Source organism: Streptomyces sp. ADMS (genome assembly GCF_033441795.1).
GTDB lineage: Bacteria > Actinomycetota > Actinomycetes > Streptomycetales > Streptomycetaceae > Streptomyces.
Window position 1 is genome coordinate 1 of record NZ_JAVFVX010000093.1, and the last position, 18,552, is coordinate 18,552.

Genomic DNA, 18,552 nt, shown 5'->3' on the forward strand with positions numbered 1-18,552 from the left:
ACGTCGCCGTCCCCGCCGCCACCCCGCTGATCTCCCTCATCGAGGAGGCCACCGGGGCCACCGACACGGTCGCCCTGCTGCGGCTCAGCAAAGCCGGCGTCGACGTCATCGAAACGGCCATCACACCGCAGTCCAGGACGGCGGGCCGTGCCCTGGGCGACGTCCCGTTGCCCGAGGGCACAGTCGTCGCCACGATCGTCCGCGACGGACAACCGACCGTGCCGGATCCGGCGGTGCGGCTCCGACCCGGTGACGAGATCCTGCTCGTCTCGCACAACGCGACCGAGCATGAGATCCACGCGGCGTTCCAGTGAACGGTCACCGCTCCGGGCTCCGAGCCGCCCAGCGCAGCCGGACGCCGTCCTCGTGCTCGGCCTGCTCCAGGGCGAGGTCGGCCCGGTCGAGCGCCTCCCGCAGGCGGGGAATCCAGTGGCGCCGCAGGGCGCGGACCCGGTGCCGGGTGCTGATGACCTCGGCGCCCAACAGTTCGGCGGCAGCATGAGCGGCGGCGTACTCGCCGCCGGCGCGCAGGGCACGGCCGTAGGCCGCTTCGGCGTGCACGAGGGCGGTGTTCGTGGGAGCGGCGGCAGTGGGTGATCGGGCGGGTACGGACACAGCGGCCGCCGCGGGGTGGCGTACCCCCATGGAGGTGGTCCAGCGCAGTGTGACCTCGGCGGGACCGATGCCCGCGGCGGCCGCGTCGAGGGCCTGTTCCCCGCCCAGGAAGAGCCCCCTCAGTAGCCAGTTCTCGGCCTCGGACAGCAGGTCCCGCCAGGCGCGGGCTGCTGACCTCTCCGCGCTCAGCAGCCGCTCGTGCTCGGAGCGCAGGATACGGAGCTTCTGCTCCAGCAGGTCGGCTCCGCGTTCGGCGACATCGAGGCTGTGCCGCAGTCGCAGCCGTCCCGCCCGGCCGGGCGGTACACGGCGGGCGCCGGTCATCGGGACGCCTCCGTGTCCGGTGCTTCCTTCGCCCCGTGGGCGTCGAGGAGCCCGGTGGGGAGCATGGAGAGCTGGCTGCGGGGCAGTGTGAGCAGGGCCCGCCAGCCGCGTTCGAGCGAGGCGTCGAGGCTGCGGGACTCGTCACTGCGCTGGTCGGCGAAGTCCCTCAGGAACGCCTCCTCGAAGTCGAGGTAGCGGCGGTCGGTGGAACTCAGCGCCGCCTGGCCGACCAGGTCCGCGAGGTCACGGACCTGCCGGGCTCGCGCCAGGGCGGCCAGCAGCTGGGCCGCGACGTCGAGGTGGTCATCACGGGTACGGCCGGGGCCGGCGCCCTTGCGCATCAGCCGGGAGAGGGAGGACAGGGCGTCCAGCGGTGGGTACACGCCCCGCGCGTGAGTCTCCGGCGAGAGCACGATCTGGCCCTCGGTGATGTAGCCGGTCAGGTCGGGTACGGGATGGGTGATGTCGCCTGCGGGCATGGTGAGCACCGGCAGCACGGTGACCGAGCCGGGACGCCCACGGATGCGTCCGCAGCGCTCGTACAGGGAGGCCAGGTCGCTGTAGAGGTAGCCGGGGTAGGCGCGGCGGGCGGGGATCTCCCCGCGGGCGGCGGAGACCTCGCGCAGGGCCTCGGCGTACGTCGTCATGTCGGTCATCACGACCAGGACGTGCCGTCCCTCGGTGAAGGCGAGGTGCTCGGCGACGGTGAGCGCGATGCGAGGGGTGAGGATCCGTTCGATCACCGGGTCGTCGGCGGTGTTCAGCAGCAGGACCAGTTCCCCGGCCGCGGAGCGTTCCTCCAGGACGTCACGTACGAAGGAGGCGTCGGCGTGCGTGAGCCCCATGCCCGCGAAGACGACACTGAACGCCTCTCCGCCGACGGTGGCCTGCGCGGCGATCTGGGCGGCCAGCTCCAGATGCGGCAGCCCGGCCACCGAGAACACCGGCAGTTTCTGCCCCCGTACCAGCGTGGTCAGGGCGTCGACGGCCCCGATACCGGTGAGCACCGGTTCGGACGGCGGCTCACGCCGGACCGGGTTGACGGGGGAGCCGCCCACCTCGGCCTGGTGGGAGCCGAATATGGGTGGCCCGTCGTCGACAGGTGCCCCGCGGCCGTTGCAGACACGGCCGAGCCAGTCCGTGCCGACCGGGACGCGTAGTGGGCTGCCCGTGAAGACCGCGCGGACGCCCTGCGGGTCCATGCCCGCAGTGCCCTCCAGCACCTGGACGACCGCCAGGCCGCGGTCGGCGTCCAGCACCACGCCGTGGCGCCGTTCGCCCGAGGCGAGCGTGATGTGCGCGTACTCGTCCCAGCCGACCCCGGAGACCCCCTCAACGACCGCGAGCGGCCCCCGGAGCTCGCGCACCGCCGTGTACTCGATTCCGCCGGAGAGGCTCATGACCGCACTTCTCCCAGCCTGGCGAGCATGGCGTCACGCCGCGCCGCCACCCCGGTGGCGTCGTGCGGCCCCGTGTCCTCCCGGGTGCGCAGCAGCGGGCCGAAGTCGACCTCCTCGACCGACGCCGCCGGAACGCCGGAGTCCACCAGCTCCCGGCAGCGGTCGACGACCGCCAGGACAGCGTCGGCCAGTGCGGCCGTCTTCTCCGGCCCGCAGTACGCGTCATGCTCCGACAGCGCGCTCTGCTGCAGCACGCCCTCCCGCACCAGCCTGCCCGCGAGCACGCTGATCCGCTCCCGCGCCGGAAGGGCGGCGATCCCGATCAGGTCCACCAGGTCGGCCAGTCGGTCGGCCTCCGCCAGTGCCGCACCCACCCGGTTGCGGTGCCGGGACCACGCCGGATCTCCGGCCGCCCGGTGTCCGGCGGCCAGCACGGGGACGTCCCGGGAGAAGGACCCCGCCCAGGAGAGGGCCGGGTAGTGGCGGGCGTAGGCGAGGTCGCGGTCCAGGGTCCACAGGCAGCGGACGAAGCGTTCGGTGTGGGCCGTGACCGGTTCGGTCATGTCCCCGCCTGGCGGGGACACCGCGCCGATCACGGTCACCGAGCCCCGGTCACCGCCGAGTGTGGTCACGGCGGCGGCCCGCTCATAGAAGGCCGCGATGGCCGAGGCCAGTCCGGCCGGATAACCCTCTTCGGCGGGCAGCGCGCCGGTACGGGAGGCGAACTCGCGCAGCGCCTCGGCCCATCGGGAGGTCGAGTCGGCGATGACCACCACGTCCAGGCCCATGTCACGGAAGTACTCGGCGACCGTCACCCCTGTGTGGACACTGGCCTCGCGCGCCATCATCGGCATGTTGGAGGTGTTCGCGATCGTCACCGTGCGGTCGGCCAGGCGTCCGCCGGTGCGCGGGTCCTGAAGCTCCGACAACTCGGTGATGACGTCGGCCATCTCGTTGCCGCGCTCTCCGCAGCCGACGTAGACGATGACGTCCGCGTCGCACCACTTGGCGATCTGCTGGAGCAGCACCGTCTTGCCGGTGCCGAAGCCACCGGGCACCGCGACCGTGCTGCCCCGGGCCACGGGAAAGAGGAGGTCGACCACTCGCTGACCGGTGTTGAGGGCATCGTGGGTGTCGACGCGCTCCCGCACGGGACGGGGCCTGCGCGCCGGCCACAGGGCGCCCAGCCCCACTTGGGTACCGCCCACCACGGCCACCACAGCGTCCTGTGAGTGGCTCCCAGGACCGGCGATCTCAGTCACGATGCCCCCGCAGCCGGGTGGCACCAGTACCTTCACCCGTACCGGCCCCGCGTCGCGGATCTCCCCGAGTGCCTGGCCCTCGGCCAGTTCCTCGCCCTCCGCTGCCAGGGGGGAGAAGGACCATGTGCGTTCCGCTGCCTCGGTCCGCCGCGTGTCCGGGAGCAGCCAGTCGCCGGCGCCGGACAGCGGACGGAGCAGCCCGTCGAAGATCCCGCCGAGCAGCTCCGGGCCGAGCCGCACCGACGGCGGCCGACCCCGAACAAGCGCCGACTGTCCCGGAGCGAGCCCGCCGGTGTACTCGTACGCCTGGACGGTGACGACGTCACCGCTGATGGCCACGACCTCGCCGGGCAGTCCGGCAGGGCCGATCGAGACCAGGTCGTACATCGCGGTGCCGCCCGCGTACTCCATCTCGACCAGCGGCCCGGTAACGCGCAGGATCCTGGAGACCGGCTGCCGGGCGACAGGCGGGCGGTCCGTCCCGGTGAACGTCGTCACGGCTCCCACAGGCTGCGCACCTCCGCCCCCATGCTGTCCAGGGCGCGATCGGCCAACGCGGTCAGCGACAGGTCGACCCGCCTGCCCGGTACCTGGGCCACCACACCCCCGTCGGCGGACTCGGCTACCTCGGCGCCGGGACCGAGGAGCACCCGGGCGCGCTGCTCCAGCCGCTCCCGGAGTGCCACGTAGCCGTCGGCCCGACGCAACTCCCGGACCCGTTCGGCGGCCTCGCGGCACAGTTGCTCGTATGGCTCGCGCCGAGCGGCGAGCGTGCGGGACCTGGCCTCCCGCCTGGCCCTGACGAAGCGGTCACGGGCGGCGTCGGCTCCGTCGGCCTCGCCTTGGCGCCGGGCGTCTTCGAGGATCGCCCGGGCCTCGGCCCGGGCCTGATCGAGCCGGGCGGCGGCTTCCCGCTCGGCGTGGGCCAGGAGCGCGTCCGCATCGGCGTGAGCGGCTCGCAGCAGCTCTGACCGGACCGGGTCGAGCGCGTCCGTCGTCGGATCGGCAGTCGGGGACGTCATGGCGGCATCACGGTGGTCAGTCGGCGGCTGCCCGCAGGCAATCCGTGGTCCTGCTCCAGCGCCTCGGCCGCTGCAGGGGTGAGGATCACCAGGTCGACGCCGTCCGGAAGGCTCCGCCAGCCCCGGCGTACGGCCTCGGGATCGTCGGCGACGAGGACGACCGCTCCCGCCAGGGCGAGACCGGCAACCCGGGCCCGCTCTCCGAGGGCGGCGACGCGTCCCATGGTCATGCCTTCCCGATGAGGATGACCGCGACGACCAGCCCGTAGATGGCGATGCCCTCGGCCAGGCCGACGATGACCATGGCCCGGCCGAACAGTTCGGGCCGTTCGCTGAGCGCCGCGAGGGCGGCCGCCCCGGTGTAGGCGACGGCGATGCCCGCGCCGATGGTGGAGGCGGCCACCGCGATCGCGGCTCCGATCAGAGCGGCGGAGCCGGAGCCCGAGTCCTGAGCGGCCGTGGTCGCGGCCTGAGCGGATCCGCCGCCGAGCGCCAGGGTCAGCACCACGGTGGCGGCCACCAGGAGCACCGCGTCGGCGGCGACCATCCACCACAGGGCCGTCCGGCCCGAGCGCCGCAGCACCAGGCGTGCGGCGACGAATCCCGCCGCGATGACGGGCAGAGCCAAGAACCAGGTGATCACGAGTGCTCCTCCCTCGCCGGGCCGAGCCGGGCGGCCTCCCCAGCTGCGGGCGGCCCGATGTCGGCGGCCGAGCCCGGGATGTGTTCGACGGGCAGATGCCAGGGTCTGAATGGACGGCCCTCTCCCTCGAAGAGCCGGGAGAAGAGTTCGTAGTACTCCAGGCGCAGCGCCTGGACGCCGGCCACCAGTGCCTCCAGCGAGAAGGCCAGGGCGTTGCCCGCGAGGAACACCAACAACGCGGCGACGACTCCGGCCGGACCCCGGCCCGCCAGAGCTCGCGTGCCGTCCCAGACGATCGCGCCGAGCGCCGCATGGGTCAGCCCGAAGGCCGCGAGTCGCGCGAAGGACACGACGTTGGAGCCGATCCGGACCAGAGCGTCGAGGAGCTGGATGCCGGTCTGTACGGCTCCGCCCGGGCCGCCCGCCGTGGTCGCGTACAGCCCCGCCCCGGCCAGGGCCAGGCCGCCGACGGCGATCGCGGCCCCCACGGCGGCGAACGCCGGCTCGCCGAGCCACACACATCCGGCGACGGCGGCGAGACCGAGGTAGAGCGCGGCCCCGGCGACACCGGTCGTCGAATACACGGCCGCAGCCGGTCCGCCCTCCCGCCACCGGTTCACGATGCCCACGGCATAGGCGAAGGCCAGCAGCACGGCGCCGAACACGACGGCGGCGGCCAGCAGCCGCATGGGCTCCTCCAACGGTGCCAGCCACAGCACGGGCAGCACGCCGGTCGGGCCGAAGAACTCGCCGTACGCCACCCCCGCCAGGGTGGCGGCCAGTCCGGCCCCGGCGACGAACGGCCACAGATGGCGCAGCGGCGCCAGTCGGCGCGGCCGACCGGTACGCAGCACAAGGGCGAGGGCGACGAGCAGCAGCCCGTGCCCGGCATCGCCGAACATCACGCCGAACATCACTGCGTAGACGATCCCGGCCGGCAGGGTGGGATCGAGGTCGGCGTAGGGCACGGTGCCGTACGTGCTGACCAGAGGCGTGAAGGAGCGCCGCATGGTTCTCGCCGGGTGCGCCGGGGTTGTGGTGTCCGCTCCGGTCAGCAAGGTCGGCGGATCGATGCCGTGCGGGGTCCTCAGCACCACCAGCGCGCCCCCGGCACCAGCGATGCGCGCCGCCGTGGCGCCCACCTCTGCCTCGGGGCACCAGCCGGCCAGTGCGGCGGCCTCGCCGTGCCGGACCGCGCTGCCAAGGCGCTCCTCCAGCTGCGCCTCGCCCGCCAACAGATCCGTTCGGCCCTCGCGCTCCAGGGCGTCCAGGTCGGGGAGAGCCTCGCTGAGAACCGCTTGCCCCGGCTCGGTGCGCAGCCGCCGCAGTCGCGTCGCCACGGGCCTTCGGACTTCCGGCCCACCGTCCCCGGCCAGGTCGATCTCAACGCGGCCCGCTTCGGCGATCCGGACCAGGCTCTCCCGCAGCGCCTTCTCGGGGGCCACGACGGCCACCCTGCGCATCCTGACCGGAACCGCCGGCTCAGCCCGGGGCATCGAGCACCTCCCCGAGCCAGTCCCCTGGGCCACCGCCCCTGGCGGCCAGCTCCAGCGCGCCACGGATCCGCCAGGCGTCGACCGACAGCAGCGCCACGGCTCCCACGACCGGCTGGGGGCCGAAACGGGCCCGGCGCAGTAGTTCACGGCCGTCTCGCTCGACCACGTCCCACCAGCGTGCCTCCGCCCGCCACAGGTCCGCCGCCTCGTCGACGTCGGTCAGCAGCCATCCGGCGTTGGCCGGCAGTACCTGCCGGAATTCGGCGTACGACCTCGCGCCCACCGCTCGCGGGCCGATCAGGCGTGCCGCCCGGTGGGCGGAGACGTCGGGCATCCGGCGGCCGACGACGAAGACCTCGCGGGCGAAGAGCAGAGCGAGCCAGGCCGCCGCCCAGCGTGCCGCGTCGGGAACGGCGGCGGCGAGCCGCACTCCGGCGGAGACCCGCATACCGGTGGCGATCGCGGCCGGCGAGTCGCCCCCGGGGTCACCCCAGGCGGAGGCTGCCAGCGCGGTACGCAGCTCCGACGGCGAACGGGTGCGGGCGACCCGCCTCCAGGCGATCGCCAGCGCACCCAGGCGGTAGGGCGGGGGGTGGAGGCGTTCTGTGCCCGGCTGCGGCAGATCGGCCGCGAGTGCGCTCAGATGGTGTTCGGTGTTGGTGATCTCGAATCCCGCGGCCAGTGCCCGGACGGCGTCCGTGCCGCTGGCCGGTTGCCAGCCGGCGAGGACCCGGAGATGCCACAGAAGTGTCGCCGAGACCGCACGCTGGGCTTCGGCCGGCGTGGCGCCCGGGGTGACATGGTGTCGGTACGGGGTGGCCGCCAAGTAGCGCAGGGCGTCGTCGAGTTCACGGGACGCCGCCACCTGCCTGGTGCCCTCAACGCCCAGGCACCTGGTCCGCAGAGCCCGTGCCCGGGTCACACCCGCCACCCGACCGGCCCCCATCAGGAACCACCTCCCCGTGGCCTCCCGGGGTCCTGAGCCCGGTGACCTTCCCCCGGCGGCACGGTCGACTCCTCGTCCGCCGCGAGGTCCTCCAGCACCAGGGCGAGCACCCGGTCGACGAACACGGGTGTCCGGCTCCTGGCACGGCCACGTACAGCGACCGCCTCGCGTTCTGCCTCGGCGAGCAGTGCCGCGGCCTCGCCATCGGCCGCGCGCAGAACCTGCTCGGCGGTGCGCACCCGTACCGGCCGGGCCTCCTCGTGCGCCGCGGCCACGATTGTCCCGGCCTGCCCTTCGGCTTCGCTGCGGCGCGACGCGGCAGCCGCGGCGGCCCGTTCGCGTACGTTCCGGGCCTCCGCCTCCGTCTGTTCGAGGAGGGCCAGGGGCGGTGTGAGTTCCGCACGGAGTTCGGCGGAACGGTCCGCGGGGACACCACCCGGTGCGGCACGGCCGGGCGACGCCGCCGGCCGGAACCGTGTCAAAAAGTCCCGGTAACCCGTCACACGCACTCCTCCAGGTGGGCCGAGGCCCCGCTTCCCAGTCTCCCCGGTGGACGATGGCCTGTCGCGTCGCGCTTGGCCGCCTGTCCCCCGGCGGGGCCGTTCGGCCCAGAGGCCGCACCGGTCGATCGATGCGAAACTGAGCCCACAGGTGAACGGCGTCCCCAGGAGGCAGCCGTGAGCGACTTCGAGCACAGCTCGGCGGAGAAAGAAGCCCGCCACACCATGCCGGGCCGCCCCTGGACACCCCAGGAGGAACCTCGCCAGGACGCACTGCGCCGCTACCTCGGTGCCATCGCCGGCGCCGCGTCGGCGAGGAGCACCGAGGAATCCGAGCGCCCTCACCGCGGGGAGGATGCCGAGCCGCCCGCCACCGCCGCACCCGGGCCGCCCGCCCCGGAACCGGCCGTACTCCGCGTGCGGGACGTCATGCGGGTGCCGGCAGCCTCCGTGGCCGGTGACATGCCGTTCCTGGACGTGGCCCACACGCTGGCCCGTGAGCAGGTGAGCGCCCTGCCGGTGGTCGACTCCGACGACCACGTGATCGGTGTCGTCTCGGAATCGGACCTGCTGGCCAAGGCCGCCGTGATGGCGGAGCCGCGTCGGCACGGAGCCGTCGGCAGGCTGTGGCAGCACCGCCTGTACGACAAGAGCCACGGCGACACGGCCGCCACGTTGATGACCTTCCCGCCCGTCACCGTCCACCCGGAGCAGAGGGTGGCGGACGCGGCGTGGACCGCCGCGCACGGCCGGTTGAAGCGCCTCCCCGTGACCGACCATCACGGTCGGCTCGTCGGTGTGGTGAGCCGGCACGATCTGCTGCGTGCCCTGATCCGCGACGACGCCGAGCTCCTCGCCGAGGTCGAGTCCCTGGTCGGCCGACACCTGCTGGACCCACGCGCTGTCGAAGTCACCGTGGAGAACGGCGTGGTGACCGTGGCGGGGAAAGTCAAAGAAACAGACAAAGCGCTCGTCCCCGAACTGCTCGCCTCAGTGCGGGACATCGACGACGTGGTGGGTGTCATCGACAACACCCAAGCGGCTTGAGCCGTTCACGTCCACGGAGGCACATCAGCCCGTGCGGGCGACGAGAAAGTCGGCACTGCCGGCCAGCGTGGTCAGCCGGGGTGTGTCCTCGTCCTCGATGCGGACACCGGACCGTTCGCTGAGCACCTCGACGAAACTCAGGAAGTCCAGGGAGTCCATCTCCAGCGCGTCACGGAACGCGTCGTCGGGCCCCAGTGCGGCGAAGTCGGCGTCCGGGACGATCCGGGAGATCGATTCCCTCACCATGTCCAGTGCGTCGGTTCGGTTGATGTTCACAGCTGCTCCGGGTTCTGCAGGAGGTGGGTGACCGCCGTGAGGTAGCGGGCGCCGACAGCGCCGTCCGTCGCTCGGTGGTCGGCCGAGAGGGTCGCAGTGACTACGGGCCGCACGCCCAGCATGCCGTCGACGGCGCACGGGCGGTCGACCACCCGCCCGAAACCGACGAGGGCCACCTGCGGCGGGTAGATCACTCCGAACACGGTCTCCACTCCCTGATCTCCGAGGTTGGTGACCGTGATCGTGGCGTCCGACACCTCGGAGCCGCGCAGTCTGCCCGTACGGGCCCGGGTGACCAGGTCCTTCAGGGCCGTCATCAGCTGCGGGAGTGCCAGGGTGTCGGCGTGGTGCAGTGCGGGGGCGACGAGCCCCCCGCCGCGCAGCGAGACGGCCACGCCGAGGTGGACGCCCTCGCCGGCCGTGAAGTGGTCGTCGGTCCAGGAACCGTTGAGCTCGGGGACATCCCGGGCCGCCAGGGCCGCCGCCTTGAGCAGCAGGGCAGCGGGGAGCAGCCGTTCGCCGAGCGGGCTGCGCCGGTTGTGCTCGTGCAGCCAGTCCATGGCGGCGGCCATGTCCACGGTCGTGGAGAGGTAGTAGTGGGGAATGTCCCGGTTGGCGCGGCTCATCAGACCGGCGATCGCCCGGCGCATGGCGGTCCCCCGGTCTCCCGGGAGACGCTCGGCGGACGGACGTACCGCGGGGGTGCCGACATGCGCGGACGGGGCCTCGGTCGCAGGCCCCGGGGCCCCGCGGCGTACGTCCGCGGCACGGACGGCCGAGTTCTTGCCCGTCCCCCTCACCATGGCCAGATCGACGCCCATTTCGGCCGCCAGTCTCCGGGCGAGAGGGGTTACCCGCAGGCGCGGTCGCCGGGCGGCCGCCGCTTCCTCAACGTCGGTTCGGGTGACACGTCCTCCGGGTCCGGAACCGTGCAGTGTCTCCAGTTCCACGCCGCTTTGCTCCGCCAGATGCCGGACCAGGGGACCTGCCTCGGTGTGGACGCCCTGTCGAGCGGTGGTCAGTACCGGGGCCGGGACCGTGGCGGGTTCGGGAAGCGGGGACGGGGGCTTGGCAGGCTCGCCCTTCGTCGGTGCGCGACGGGCCGCTCGTCGCTTCGCCGCCTTCTCGGTCTTTCCAGAAACCTCGGGTTGCCTGGCCTTGCGCGGTTCTCGGGTCGTGTGCGGCTTCTCCTCTCCTGCCGGGTGCTCGGGTTTCTTCGTCGGCACCCCGATCAGCGCGAGCGGTGTGCCCACCGGCACCGTCGTGCCGGGCTCGACGAGCAGCTCGGCCAGGGTTCCGGTCTCGAAGCACTCCACCTCGATGGTCGACTTCGCGGTCTCGACGACCACGACCGGATCGCCCTTGTGGACGAGGTCGCCGGGCTCCACCAGCCACTCCAGGAGCGTGCCCTCGTCCATGTCGGCACCGAGCGACGGCATGGTGAATTCAGCCATGGTCAGTCCACCGCCCGGTGGGCGGCCGCGACGATGTCGGGAGTCTGCGGCAGGGCGGCCTCCTCCATCTGACGGGCGTACGGCATGGGCACCTCCGCGCTGCACACCCGCTCGACGGGCGCGTCCAATTCGTAGAACGACTCCTCGGCGATACGGGCGGACACCTCGGCGGCGAAGCTTCCCGTCCGCCATGCCTCGTCGACGACAACCGCACGGTGGGTACGGGCCACGGAAGCGGCGACGGTCCGGGCGTCATAGGGCCGGAGCGTGCGCAGGTCGATCACTTCGGCGCTGATGCCCGCGGCGGCCAACTCGTCCGCCGCCGCAAGAGTCTTGGGCAGCGAACCTCCGTACGTGATCAGCGAGATGTCGGTGCCGGGCCTGCGGACCGCGGCGTGATCCAGGTCAACGGGCGCGGTGGCCGGGAGGAGTTCGCCGGAGACGTTGTAGAGACTTCCGTGCTCGAAGATCAGGACCGGGTCGGGGTCTGCGAGCGCCGGGGCCAGCATGTGGCGTGCGTCCCCGAGGGTGGCGGGGGCGAGGACCCGGATGCCGGGGATGTGCGCGTACCAGCCCTCCAGGCTGTGCGAGTGCTGGGCCCCGAGCTGCCGTCCGGCACCTGTCGTCATGCGGATGACCAGGGGCACGGCCAGTTGGCCGCCCGACATGTGCAGCAGGGTGGCGGCGTTGTTGAGGATCTGGTCGAGGGCGAGCAGGCTGAAGTTGACGGTCATGATCTCGACGATCGGCCGCAGCCCGGCCAAGGCGGCGCCGATGCCGGCGCCCACGAACGCGGACTCCGACAGCGGGGTGTCGCGGACGCGTGCCGGACCGAACTCCTCCAGCAGGCCGAGGCTGACGCCGAAGCCTCCGCCGTAGCGGCCCACGTCCTCGCCCATCAGGAAGACGCGGTCGTCGGCGCGCAGGGCGTCCCGCAGCGCCTCGCGCATCGCTTCCCGGTAGGTCGTCTTCGCCGCCTGCGGCCGCTCACCGTCGCCCATGGTCAGCTCACCTCCGCCGAAGCGCTGGTGACGTGGTGCAGGAGATGCTCCACCGGTTCTTCGGGCGCCTGCTCGGCCGCCTCCACGGCGCGGTCGACCTCGGCGGCGACCCGGCGCTCGATCCCGGCGAGCGTCTCGCCGACCGGCTCGCCGTCCTCGCGCATGCGGTCGAGAAGCCGGGTAATCGGGTCCCGCTCCTTCCACCGCTCCACCTCCGCCTTGTCGCGGTACCGGTCCGGGTCGTACATGGAATGGGCGCGGAACCGATAGGTGCGCAGTTCGAGGAAGTGCGGCCCGGTACCGGACCTGACGGCCTCTGCGGCCCGTCGTGCGGTCTGTTCCACGGCCTCGACGTCCATGCCGTCGACGGCCCACGCGACCATGCCGTACGAAGCGGCCCGCATGGCCAGGTCGGTCTGCGCCTCGTGCCGCGCCAGAGCCGTGCCCATGGCGTAGAGGTTGTTCTCGCAGATGAGCAGCAGGGGAAGCCGCCACAGGGCCGCGAGGTTCGCCGTTTCGTGGAACTCGCCCTCGGCGAAGGCTCCGTCACCGAAGAAGCAGCAGGTGACACGGTCCTCTCCGCGCATACGGTCGGCGAGCGCGAGACCGGCGGCCAGCGGGAGTCCACCGGCGACGATCGCGTTGCCGCCGTAGAAGCGCCGGCTCGCGTCGAACAGGTGCATGGAGCCGCCCCGGCCGCCGCTGCACCCGGTCGCCCTGCCGTACATCTCGGCCATGATGGCCTCGGCCGTGATCCCGCGGGCCAGGGCGTGGCCGTGCTCGCGGTAGGTGGCGACGACCGCGTCCTCGGGTGTCAGTGCCTCGTTGACGCCGACGGCGACGGCCTCCTCGCCGATGTACAGATGGACGAAGCCGCGGATCTTCGTGGCGCTGTACAGCTCGACGCACCGCTCCTCGAAGCGCCGGATGCGCAGCATGGCCTCCAGCAGGTCCGTCCGGTGCCCGTCGGCCGAACGGTCGGACGGAGATCCGGCGCCCGCCTTCCGCCTGGCCTTCGCGGACTTCTTGCCGACCTTCCGAGGAGCCGGGTCCTTGCGTGCGCTGGTGGGGTGGGCCGGACTCATGAGGATCCCTCCAGGGTGGACAGGTCGCCCGTGGGCAGGCCGAGTTCGCGTGCGCGCAGCAGACGGCGCATCACCTTCCCGCTGCGGGTCTTGGGCAGGTTCTGCTCGAACGCGATCTCCCTCGGTGCGACGGCGGGCCCCAGCTTGCGACGGCCGAAGGCGATCAGCTCACGCTCCAGATCCGGAGTCGGCGGGACACCGGGGCGCAGCGACACGAACGCCTTGACGACGTTCCCGGCGACCGGGTCCGGCCGTCCGATCACCCCGGCCTCGGCCACCGACGGATGCTCCATCAGCGCGCTCTCCACCTCGAACGGGCCGATCAGATGGCCGGCCGACTTGATGACGTCGTCGGCGCGCCCCACGAACCAGTACCAGCCGTCCGCGTCCCGGCGCACCAGGTCACCGGTCAGATACCAGCCGTCCGCGAACGCGGCGCCGTAGCGCTCCCTGTCGTGGAGATAGCCGCGGAACATCGCCGGCCAGCCCGGCCGGAGCGCCAACTCGCCCTCGACCTCGGGGCTTCGCACCTGCGTGACCCGGCCGTCGGTGACCAGGGCCCGGCCGTCCTCACCCTGTTCCAACACGGTCGCCTCGACGCCGGGCAGTGGCCGCCCCATCGAGCCGGGCCGTATCTCACAGGCGGCGAAGTTCGCGATCATGATGCAGCCGGTCTCCGTCTGCCACCAGTTGTCGTGCACCGGCAGGCCCAGCACATCCTGGCCCCACAGGACGGCCTCCGGGTTGAGGGGCTCGCCGACGGAGGCGATGAAGCGCAGGGCCGACAGGTCATAGGAGCGCGGCAGGTCGTACGGGCCCTGGCGTGGTGTGGCGCGCATGAGCATGCGCAGGGCCGTGGGGGCGGTGTACCAAACGCCGACCCGCTGCTCGTCGAGGATCCGGTACCAGCGCCGGGCGTCGTAGTCCCCCTCGTCGACGACCACCGTCACGCCGTGGACGAGCGGGGCGATGATCCCGTACGACATGCCCGTGACCCAGCCGGGATCGGCGGTGCACCAGTACACGTCCTCGGGGTGCAGGTCGAGGGCGTACGCGGCCGTGGCGTAGTGGGCGACGACCGCCTCGTGGACGTGGACCGCGCCCTTGGGGGTGCCCGTGGTACCGCTGGTGAAGTGGAGCAGGGCCATGTCTTCGGGCGAGGTCGGCGGGATGGTGAAGGTGTCCGGAGCGGCGGCCATCACGTCGTCGAAGGAGACGGTGCCGGGCAGTTCCGCGGTGCCGGGCCCGACGATCAGGACGTGTTCCAGTCCGGGAACCGAGGTCCGCCGTTCGGCGACCTTGCGCCGGTACAGGGCCGCGGTGGTGACCAGAACACGGGCGTCGCCCAGCCGTAGCCGCTGCTCCACCGGGTCGGGGCCGAAGGCCGAGAAGAGCGGGCACAGCACGCTGGTGTTCTTCAGCGTGCCCAGCACCGTGGTGTATAGCTCGGGGCAGCGGCCGAGCAGGGTGAACACCCGGTCTCCGCGGCCGACGCCGAGTGACCGCAAGACGTTCGCGAAACGCGCCGTACGTCGGGACAGTTCCGCGTACGTGACGGTGGAGACCGAGTCGTCGCGGGCGACGCACCGCAGGGCTGCCCGGTCCGCGTGGGCGGACGCCGCGTGCAGGTCGACCGCCTCGTGGGCCATGTTGAGGCCGCCGCCGGGCAGCCCGGCCAGCTCGGTGCGCGCCTGTGCCCAGGTGAAGTCCGAGCAGGCTCGGTCGTAGTCGGCGAGACGCGGTGGGACGACCGATGTGGTGTCCTTACGGATGGTTTCCCAGTGCATCGGTGCTCCTCCCGGCACTGCGTCCAATGGACCGGCCGGCCCGTTCGGGCTCCTCCGTCCGGACTCCTCTCACTCTCGGTGCAGCACGACCTTGAGGGCACCTGTGGTGGCGCCCTGCGAGAACACCTCGTAGGCGTGCTCCATCCGGTCGAGGCCGAAGGTGTGGGTGACCAGCTGGGAGACGGGCAGGCGTCCGAACCTCAGCAGCTCCAGCAGCCACGGTGTGGAGGACGTGTCCACCTGGCCGGTGCTGATCGTCACGTTCTTCCGCCACAGGGACTCGAGGTGCAGCGTGGCCGGTTTGCCGTGCGTCCCGACGTTGGCGATGTGCCCTCCCGCCCGGATGGCCCGGGTGCAGAGGACGAAGCCATCCGGTTCGCCCGATGCCTCGATGGCGACGTCGGCGCCCGGTCCCTCGGACAGCTCGGCGATCATCTTCCCCGGCACTTCGGCGGCATCGGCCCCCATCCGGGCGGCGGCTTCCAGCCGGGCTTCGGACAGGTCCACGACGATGATCCGGCGGGGTGAGTAGAGCCGTGCGACGGCGACCGTGGCGAGACCGATGGGCCCCGCGCCCACCACGACGACGGTGTCTCCGGGGCCGACGTGCCCGTTCCGTACCCCGACCTCGTAGGCGGTGGGGAGGACCTCGGCGAGCAGAAGCGCGTCGTCGAGCGGGATCGCGGGAGGCCGTCGGTGGGTGGAGTGGTCGGCGAAGGGGACCCGTACGAACTCGGCCTGGGTTCCGTTGATCTGGTTTCCCAGGATCCAGCCACCGCCCCCGCGGCATTGCCCGCACATGGTGTCTCGGCACGCCTGACAGCGGCCGCAGGCCGAGACGGACGACACGATCACCTGGTGGCCGGGGCGCAGACCGTGCACATCACGGCCGACCTCCAAGACCTCGCCCACGGCTTCGTGGCCGAGGACCGTCCCCGGTTTCACCTCAGGGAGGTCTCCTCGCAGAATGTGCAGATCACTCCCGCAGACGGTGGTGGCGTCGACGCGCACGATCGCGTCGGTCGCCTCCTCCATCTCAGAGTCCGGGGCGGTGTCCCAGGAGATGTGGTCCGGGCCGTGATAGACGAGCGCTCGCACGGTACTCACTCCCTCGCTCCCCCACCTCCACGGTCACCCCGGCGGAACACCCCGGCAACACGGACCGCCGCGTCGTGGTGCGTCTCCCGTCAGTCCGGCTCCATGTAGGGGCGGCGGAAGACCGGGGCCTGGCCGGTGCTCGAGGGGCGTACGGCTGGCAGCGCCCGGGCGACCGCGGACTCCAACGGGCCGCTGGTGTCGACGGCGACGGCCTCGGGCCACGCGGGTTCCCTGGCCGCCATGGCGGTGGCGATGTCGAGGTCGGCGTCGGACGGGCCGGGGGCGCGCGTGCTCAGTCGGGCCGCTGACACGTCGTCCGGGACGTGGCAGTGCAGGGCGACCAGGTCGGCGCTGGTGCGTTCGGCCACGCGCTGTGCCGCTTCACGTTGTGCGGTATCCGACCATGTGGCGTCCAGGACGACCGACTCACCGGCGGACAGCAGGGCCGCCGCCCGGTCGAGGAGGGTGGCGTAGGTCCTGGCCGTCCACTCGGGCGTGTACAGCCCTTCGCCGTAGCCGGCCGCCGCGGACTGCTCCGCGGGAACGCCCGCCAGTTCCTTGCGGACGCGGTCACTGCTGAGCAGGGTGACCCCCAGCCGGTCGGCCAGCGCACCGGAGAGGGTGGACTTCCCGCTGCCCGGCAGCCCGCCGACGACGGTCAGGCCGACAGCGGAGGTGCGCAGGTGACGCAACGTCGTCGAGACCAGCCTTCGTGACGCCGCCTCCGCGCCCGGCGCGCCCTGACGGGCCTGGATCAGGGAGACTTTGGCGCGCACGAACGCGCGGTAGGCGACGTAGTGGTGCCACAGCGACGCGGGGGCGGGGTCGCCGGAGTATTCGCTGTACTGCGCGAGGAAGTACGAGGCGGCCTCCGGCGCGCCGAGTTGTTCCAGGTCCATGGCGAGGAAGGCGGCGTCGTCCAGACCGTCGACGTAGCGCAGCCGGTCGTCGAACTCCAGGCAGTCCAGCACGCGGGGGGCGTCGTCGAGGCAGAAGATGTCCTCGGCCAGCAGGTCACCGTGACCGTCGACCACCCGCCCCTGCTCGATACGGGACGCGAACAACCGCTCGCGGCCTGCGAGATAGCGGCGCACCAGTTGCTCCGTCTCCGTCATCCCCTCGGGCACGGAGCCGTCGTCGGCCATCACGTGGATCTGCGCGAAGCTGGCCTCCCAGCGCGACGACAGGGCGTCCCGCGTGCCCTGCTCGTCCACCTCCGGACCACGGGGCGCCTCCGCGTGCCACGCGGCGAGGTGCCGGGCTACGGCCCGCAGGACGTCGTCCAGGGCGACGCCCTCTCGGACCAAGCGGGAGAGACGCCGGTCCGCGGGCATGCGGCGCATCACCACGAGGGGCTCGGGTGCTTCGGCGTCCGGGCTGCTGAACTCGCCCAGGCCAAGATAGACGTCGGGGGCGAAGCGGCGGTTGAGAGCGATCTCGCGTTCGCACGCGTGCCGGCGCGCCGCGCGCGTGGTGTAGTCCAGGAAACCCAGGTCCACCGGCTTCTTGACCTTGTAGGCGCGGTCCCCGGCGAAGAACACGATCGCGGTGTGGGTTTCGACCACCTCCGCGCGCGGGGGCGGTGGCCCGTGGTGGCCGCGCTCAGTCATGAGGGACGACGGCGACGGGGCAGCGCCCGTGATGGATGGCGGCGTGGGCAATGGGACCGAGGTGGGGTGCCACACCGTGCCGGTGTGCCCGCCGGCCGACAACCAGCAGCGCCGCGCCTTCGGCGGCCTGCACGACGGCCTTGGCGGGGCTTGCGAGGCGGATGCTGTCGGCCACGTCCACCTGCGGGTACTTCTCGCGCCAGGGGCGGAGAGCCTTGCTCAACTCCGTCCGCGCGTCCCGCGTCATCTCGTCGGTGGCGGCGTGGTCCACACCCCAGGGCACGCGCGCGTGAAGCGGCACGCTTCGGCCGTGAACGGCCAGGAACGGAACCCCTCTGGCCGCGGCGGTGTGGAACGCGAAGTCGAGCAGGTCGTCGGAGGATCCGCTCAGTTTCAGGGCCACAACCACGCGGCCCGCAGGTGCCGGAGGTGTTCCCTCCACCCGGGTTCCGGCGCGGACCAGTACCACCGGCCGCTCCGCCCGGGCCACGACCGGCATGCTGACGTCGCCCAGGAAGTAGCTCTCGACGGGCTCCAGCCCCCGTGAGCCGAGCACGATCATCTCGGATTCCGACGCCGCCTGGAGCAGAGCGTCCTGGGCGTCGTCGGCCACCAGACTCCCGACAATGGTCAGGCCCGGGTGACGGGCTTGCAGTTCGGCCCGCGCGGTGTGCACGAGACGCTTCGCCCAGTAGTTCTGATCGACCTCGGAGGGGGCGTGGGCGGGTTCCGGCGCGAGCAGGGGCCACGCGTGCAGCAGGCGCAGCGTGAGCCGGCGCTTCTCGGCCTCGTCGGCGGCCCAGCGGGCGGCGGCGAGGCTTTCGGGTGAGCCGTCGAGGCCCACGGTGACAACTGGCTGCATGGCGGCGGCCTCCGTCTCGTACGAAGCTGGATACGACGGTGGGTGACGGTGAACGAGTCCGATGGGTGCATGCTCCGGACGTCGCCGACATGCCGAGCGCGGTGCTTCTCAGGAGTACCCCAAC

The 18,552-nt window shown here is 72.4% G+C and carries 19 protein-coding genes; 2 read left to right on the forward strand and 17 right to left on the reverse strand.

Translation table 11 applies throughout. The features are described from left to right. A partial coding sequence (locus RB628_RS30390; protein ID WP_318323772.1) for a TrkA C-terminal domain-containing protein occupies positions 1–314 on the forward strand: 314 nt, incomplete at its 5' end. A 4-nt stretch (positions 315–318) separates the two neighbouring features. Here the strand turns inward: RB628_RS30390 and RB628_RS30395 are convergent. From RB628_RS30395 to RB628_RS30435, 9 genes are read right to left on the reverse strand one after another with little or no spacing between them, the layout of a single operon-like run. Next, a complete protein-coding gene (locus RB628_RS30395) occupies positions 319–939 on the reverse strand; it encodes a V-type ATP synthase subunit D (RefSeq protein ID WP_318323773.1) in 621 nt (206 codons plus the stop codon). Beyond that, positions 936–2,339 (reverse strand): V-type ATP synthase subunit B, encoded by a 1,404-nt coding sequence (locus RB628_RS30400; protein WP_318323775.1) that lies wholly within the window; start codon positions 2,337–2,339, stop codon positions 936–938. Before RB628_RS30400 ends, RB628_RS30395 begins: the two co-directional genes overlap by 4 nt. After that, a complete protein-coding gene (locus tag RB628_RS30405) occupies positions 2,336–4,108 on the reverse strand; it encodes a V-type ATP synthase subunit A (protein WP_318323777.1) in 1,773 nt (590 codons plus the stop codon). The genes RB628_RS30400 and RB628_RS30405 overlap by 4 nt, the downstream gene beginning before the upstream one ends. Further along, complete coding sequence (locus tag RB628_RS30410; RefSeq protein WP_318323778.1) at positions 4,096–4,623, reverse strand: hypothetical protein; 528 nt, start codon at positions 4,621–4,623, stop codon at positions 4,096–4,098. Before RB628_RS30410 ends, RB628_RS30405 begins: the two co-directional genes overlap by 13 nt. Then, positions 4,620–4,853 carry a hypothetical protein gene (locus RB628_RS30415; RefSeq protein WP_318323779.1) on the reverse strand — a complete coding sequence of 78 codons (234 nt, stop codon included), beginning with the start codon at positions 4,851–4,853 and terminating at the stop codon, positions 4,620–4,622. The genes RB628_RS30410 and RB628_RS30415 overlap by 4 nt, the downstream gene beginning before the upstream one ends. Beyond that, on the reverse strand, positions 4,850–5,266 hold the full coding sequence (locus RB628_RS30420) for an ATP synthase subunit C (RefSeq protein WP_256905926.1): 417 nt from the start codon (positions 5,264–5,266) through the stop codon (positions 4,850–4,852). The genes RB628_RS30415 and RB628_RS30420 overlap by 4 nt, the downstream gene beginning before the upstream one ends. After that, complete coding sequence (locus RB628_RS30425) at positions 5,263–6,762, reverse strand: V-type ATPase 116kDa subunit family protein (RefSeq protein WP_318323781.1); 1,500 nt, start codon at positions 6,760–6,762, stop codon at positions 5,263–5,265. Before RB628_RS30425 ends, RB628_RS30420 begins: the two co-directional genes overlap by 4 nt. Further along, on the reverse strand, positions 6,749–7,708 hold the full coding sequence (locus RB628_RS30430) for a V-type ATPase subunit (RefSeq protein ID WP_318323782.1): 960 nt from the start codon (positions 7,706–7,708) through the stop codon (positions 6,749–6,751). Before RB628_RS30430 ends, RB628_RS30425 begins: the two co-directional genes overlap by 14 nt. Beyond that, complete coding sequence (locus tag RB628_RS30435; protein WP_318323783.1) at positions 7,708–8,211, reverse strand: hypothetical protein; 504 nt, start codon at positions 8,209–8,211, stop codon at positions 7,708–7,710. The genes RB628_RS30430 and RB628_RS30435 overlap by 1 nt, the downstream gene beginning before the upstream one ends. Positions 8,212–8,385: 174 nt before the next feature. Between RB628_RS30435 and RB628_RS30440 the strand changes: the two genes are divergently transcribed. Continuing rightward, entirely contained in the window at positions 8,386–9,255 is an 870-nt protein-coding gene (locus RB628_RS30440; protein ID WP_318323784.1) for a CBS domain-containing protein, read from the forward strand. Positions 9,256–9,279: 24 nt separating this feature from the next. Here RB628_RS30440 and RB628_RS30445 read toward each other — a convergent pair whose 3' ends face one another. The 8 genes from RB628_RS30445 to RB628_RS30480 all read right to left on the reverse strand — a co-directional run bounded on the left by RB628_RS30445 (position 9,280) and on the right by RB628_RS30480 (position 18,428). Beyond that, the gene (locus RB628_RS30445; protein WP_318323785.1) at positions 9,280–9,531 is read right to left on the reverse strand and encodes an acyl carrier protein; all 252 of its coding nucleotides are present in this window, start codon (positions 9,529–9,531) and stop codon (positions 9,280–9,282) included. Further along, complete coding sequence (locus tag RB628_RS30450) at positions 9,528–10,985, reverse strand: 2-oxo acid dehydrogenase subunit E2 (RefSeq protein WP_318323787.1); 1,458 nt, start codon at positions 10,983–10,985, stop codon at positions 9,528–9,530. Before RB628_RS30450 ends, RB628_RS30445 begins: the two co-directional genes overlap by 4 nt. 2 nt (positions 10,986–10,987) lie before the next feature. Beyond that, positions 10,988–11,986: a pyruvate dehydrogenase complex E1 component subunit beta gene (locus RB628_RS30455; protein ID WP_318323788.1), complete on the reverse strand. Its 999-nt coding sequence runs from the start codon at positions 11,984–11,986 to the stop codon at positions 10,988–10,990. A 2-nt stretch (positions 11,987–11,988) separates the two neighbouring features. Further along, positions 11,989–13,071: a pyruvate dehydrogenase (acetyl-transferring) E1 component subunit alpha gene (gene pdhA, locus RB628_RS30460; protein ID WP_318323789.1), complete on the reverse strand. Its 1,083-nt coding sequence runs from the start codon at positions 13,069–13,071 to the stop codon at positions 11,989–11,991. After that, positions 13,068–14,858 carry an acetate--CoA ligase gene (gene acsA, locus RB628_RS30465; protein WP_318323790.1) on the reverse strand — a complete coding sequence of 597 codons (1,791 nt, stop codon included), beginning with the start codon at positions 14,856–14,858 and terminating at the stop codon, positions 13,068–13,070. Before acsA ends, pdhA begins: the two co-directional genes overlap by 4 nt. A gap of 69 nt (positions 14,859–14,927) precedes the next feature. Beyond that, entirely contained in the window at positions 14,928–15,956 is a 1,029-nt protein-coding gene (locus RB628_RS30470) for an alcohol dehydrogenase catalytic domain-containing protein (protein WP_318323811.1), read from the reverse strand. An 89-nt stretch (positions 15,957–16,045) separates the two neighbouring features. Continuing rightward, positions 16,046–17,566, reverse strand: a complete 1,521-nt coding sequence (locus RB628_RS30475; RefSeq protein WP_318323792.1) for an AAA family ATPase — start codon at positions 17,564–17,566, stop codon at positions 16,046–16,048. Next, positions 17,559–18,428, reverse strand: a complete 870-nt coding sequence (locus tag RB628_RS30480) for a universal stress protein (protein ID WP_318323793.1) — start codon at positions 18,426–18,428, stop codon at positions 17,559–17,561. Before RB628_RS30480 ends, RB628_RS30475 begins: the two co-directional genes overlap by 8 nt. Positions 18,429–18,552: the final 124 nt, after the last annotated feature.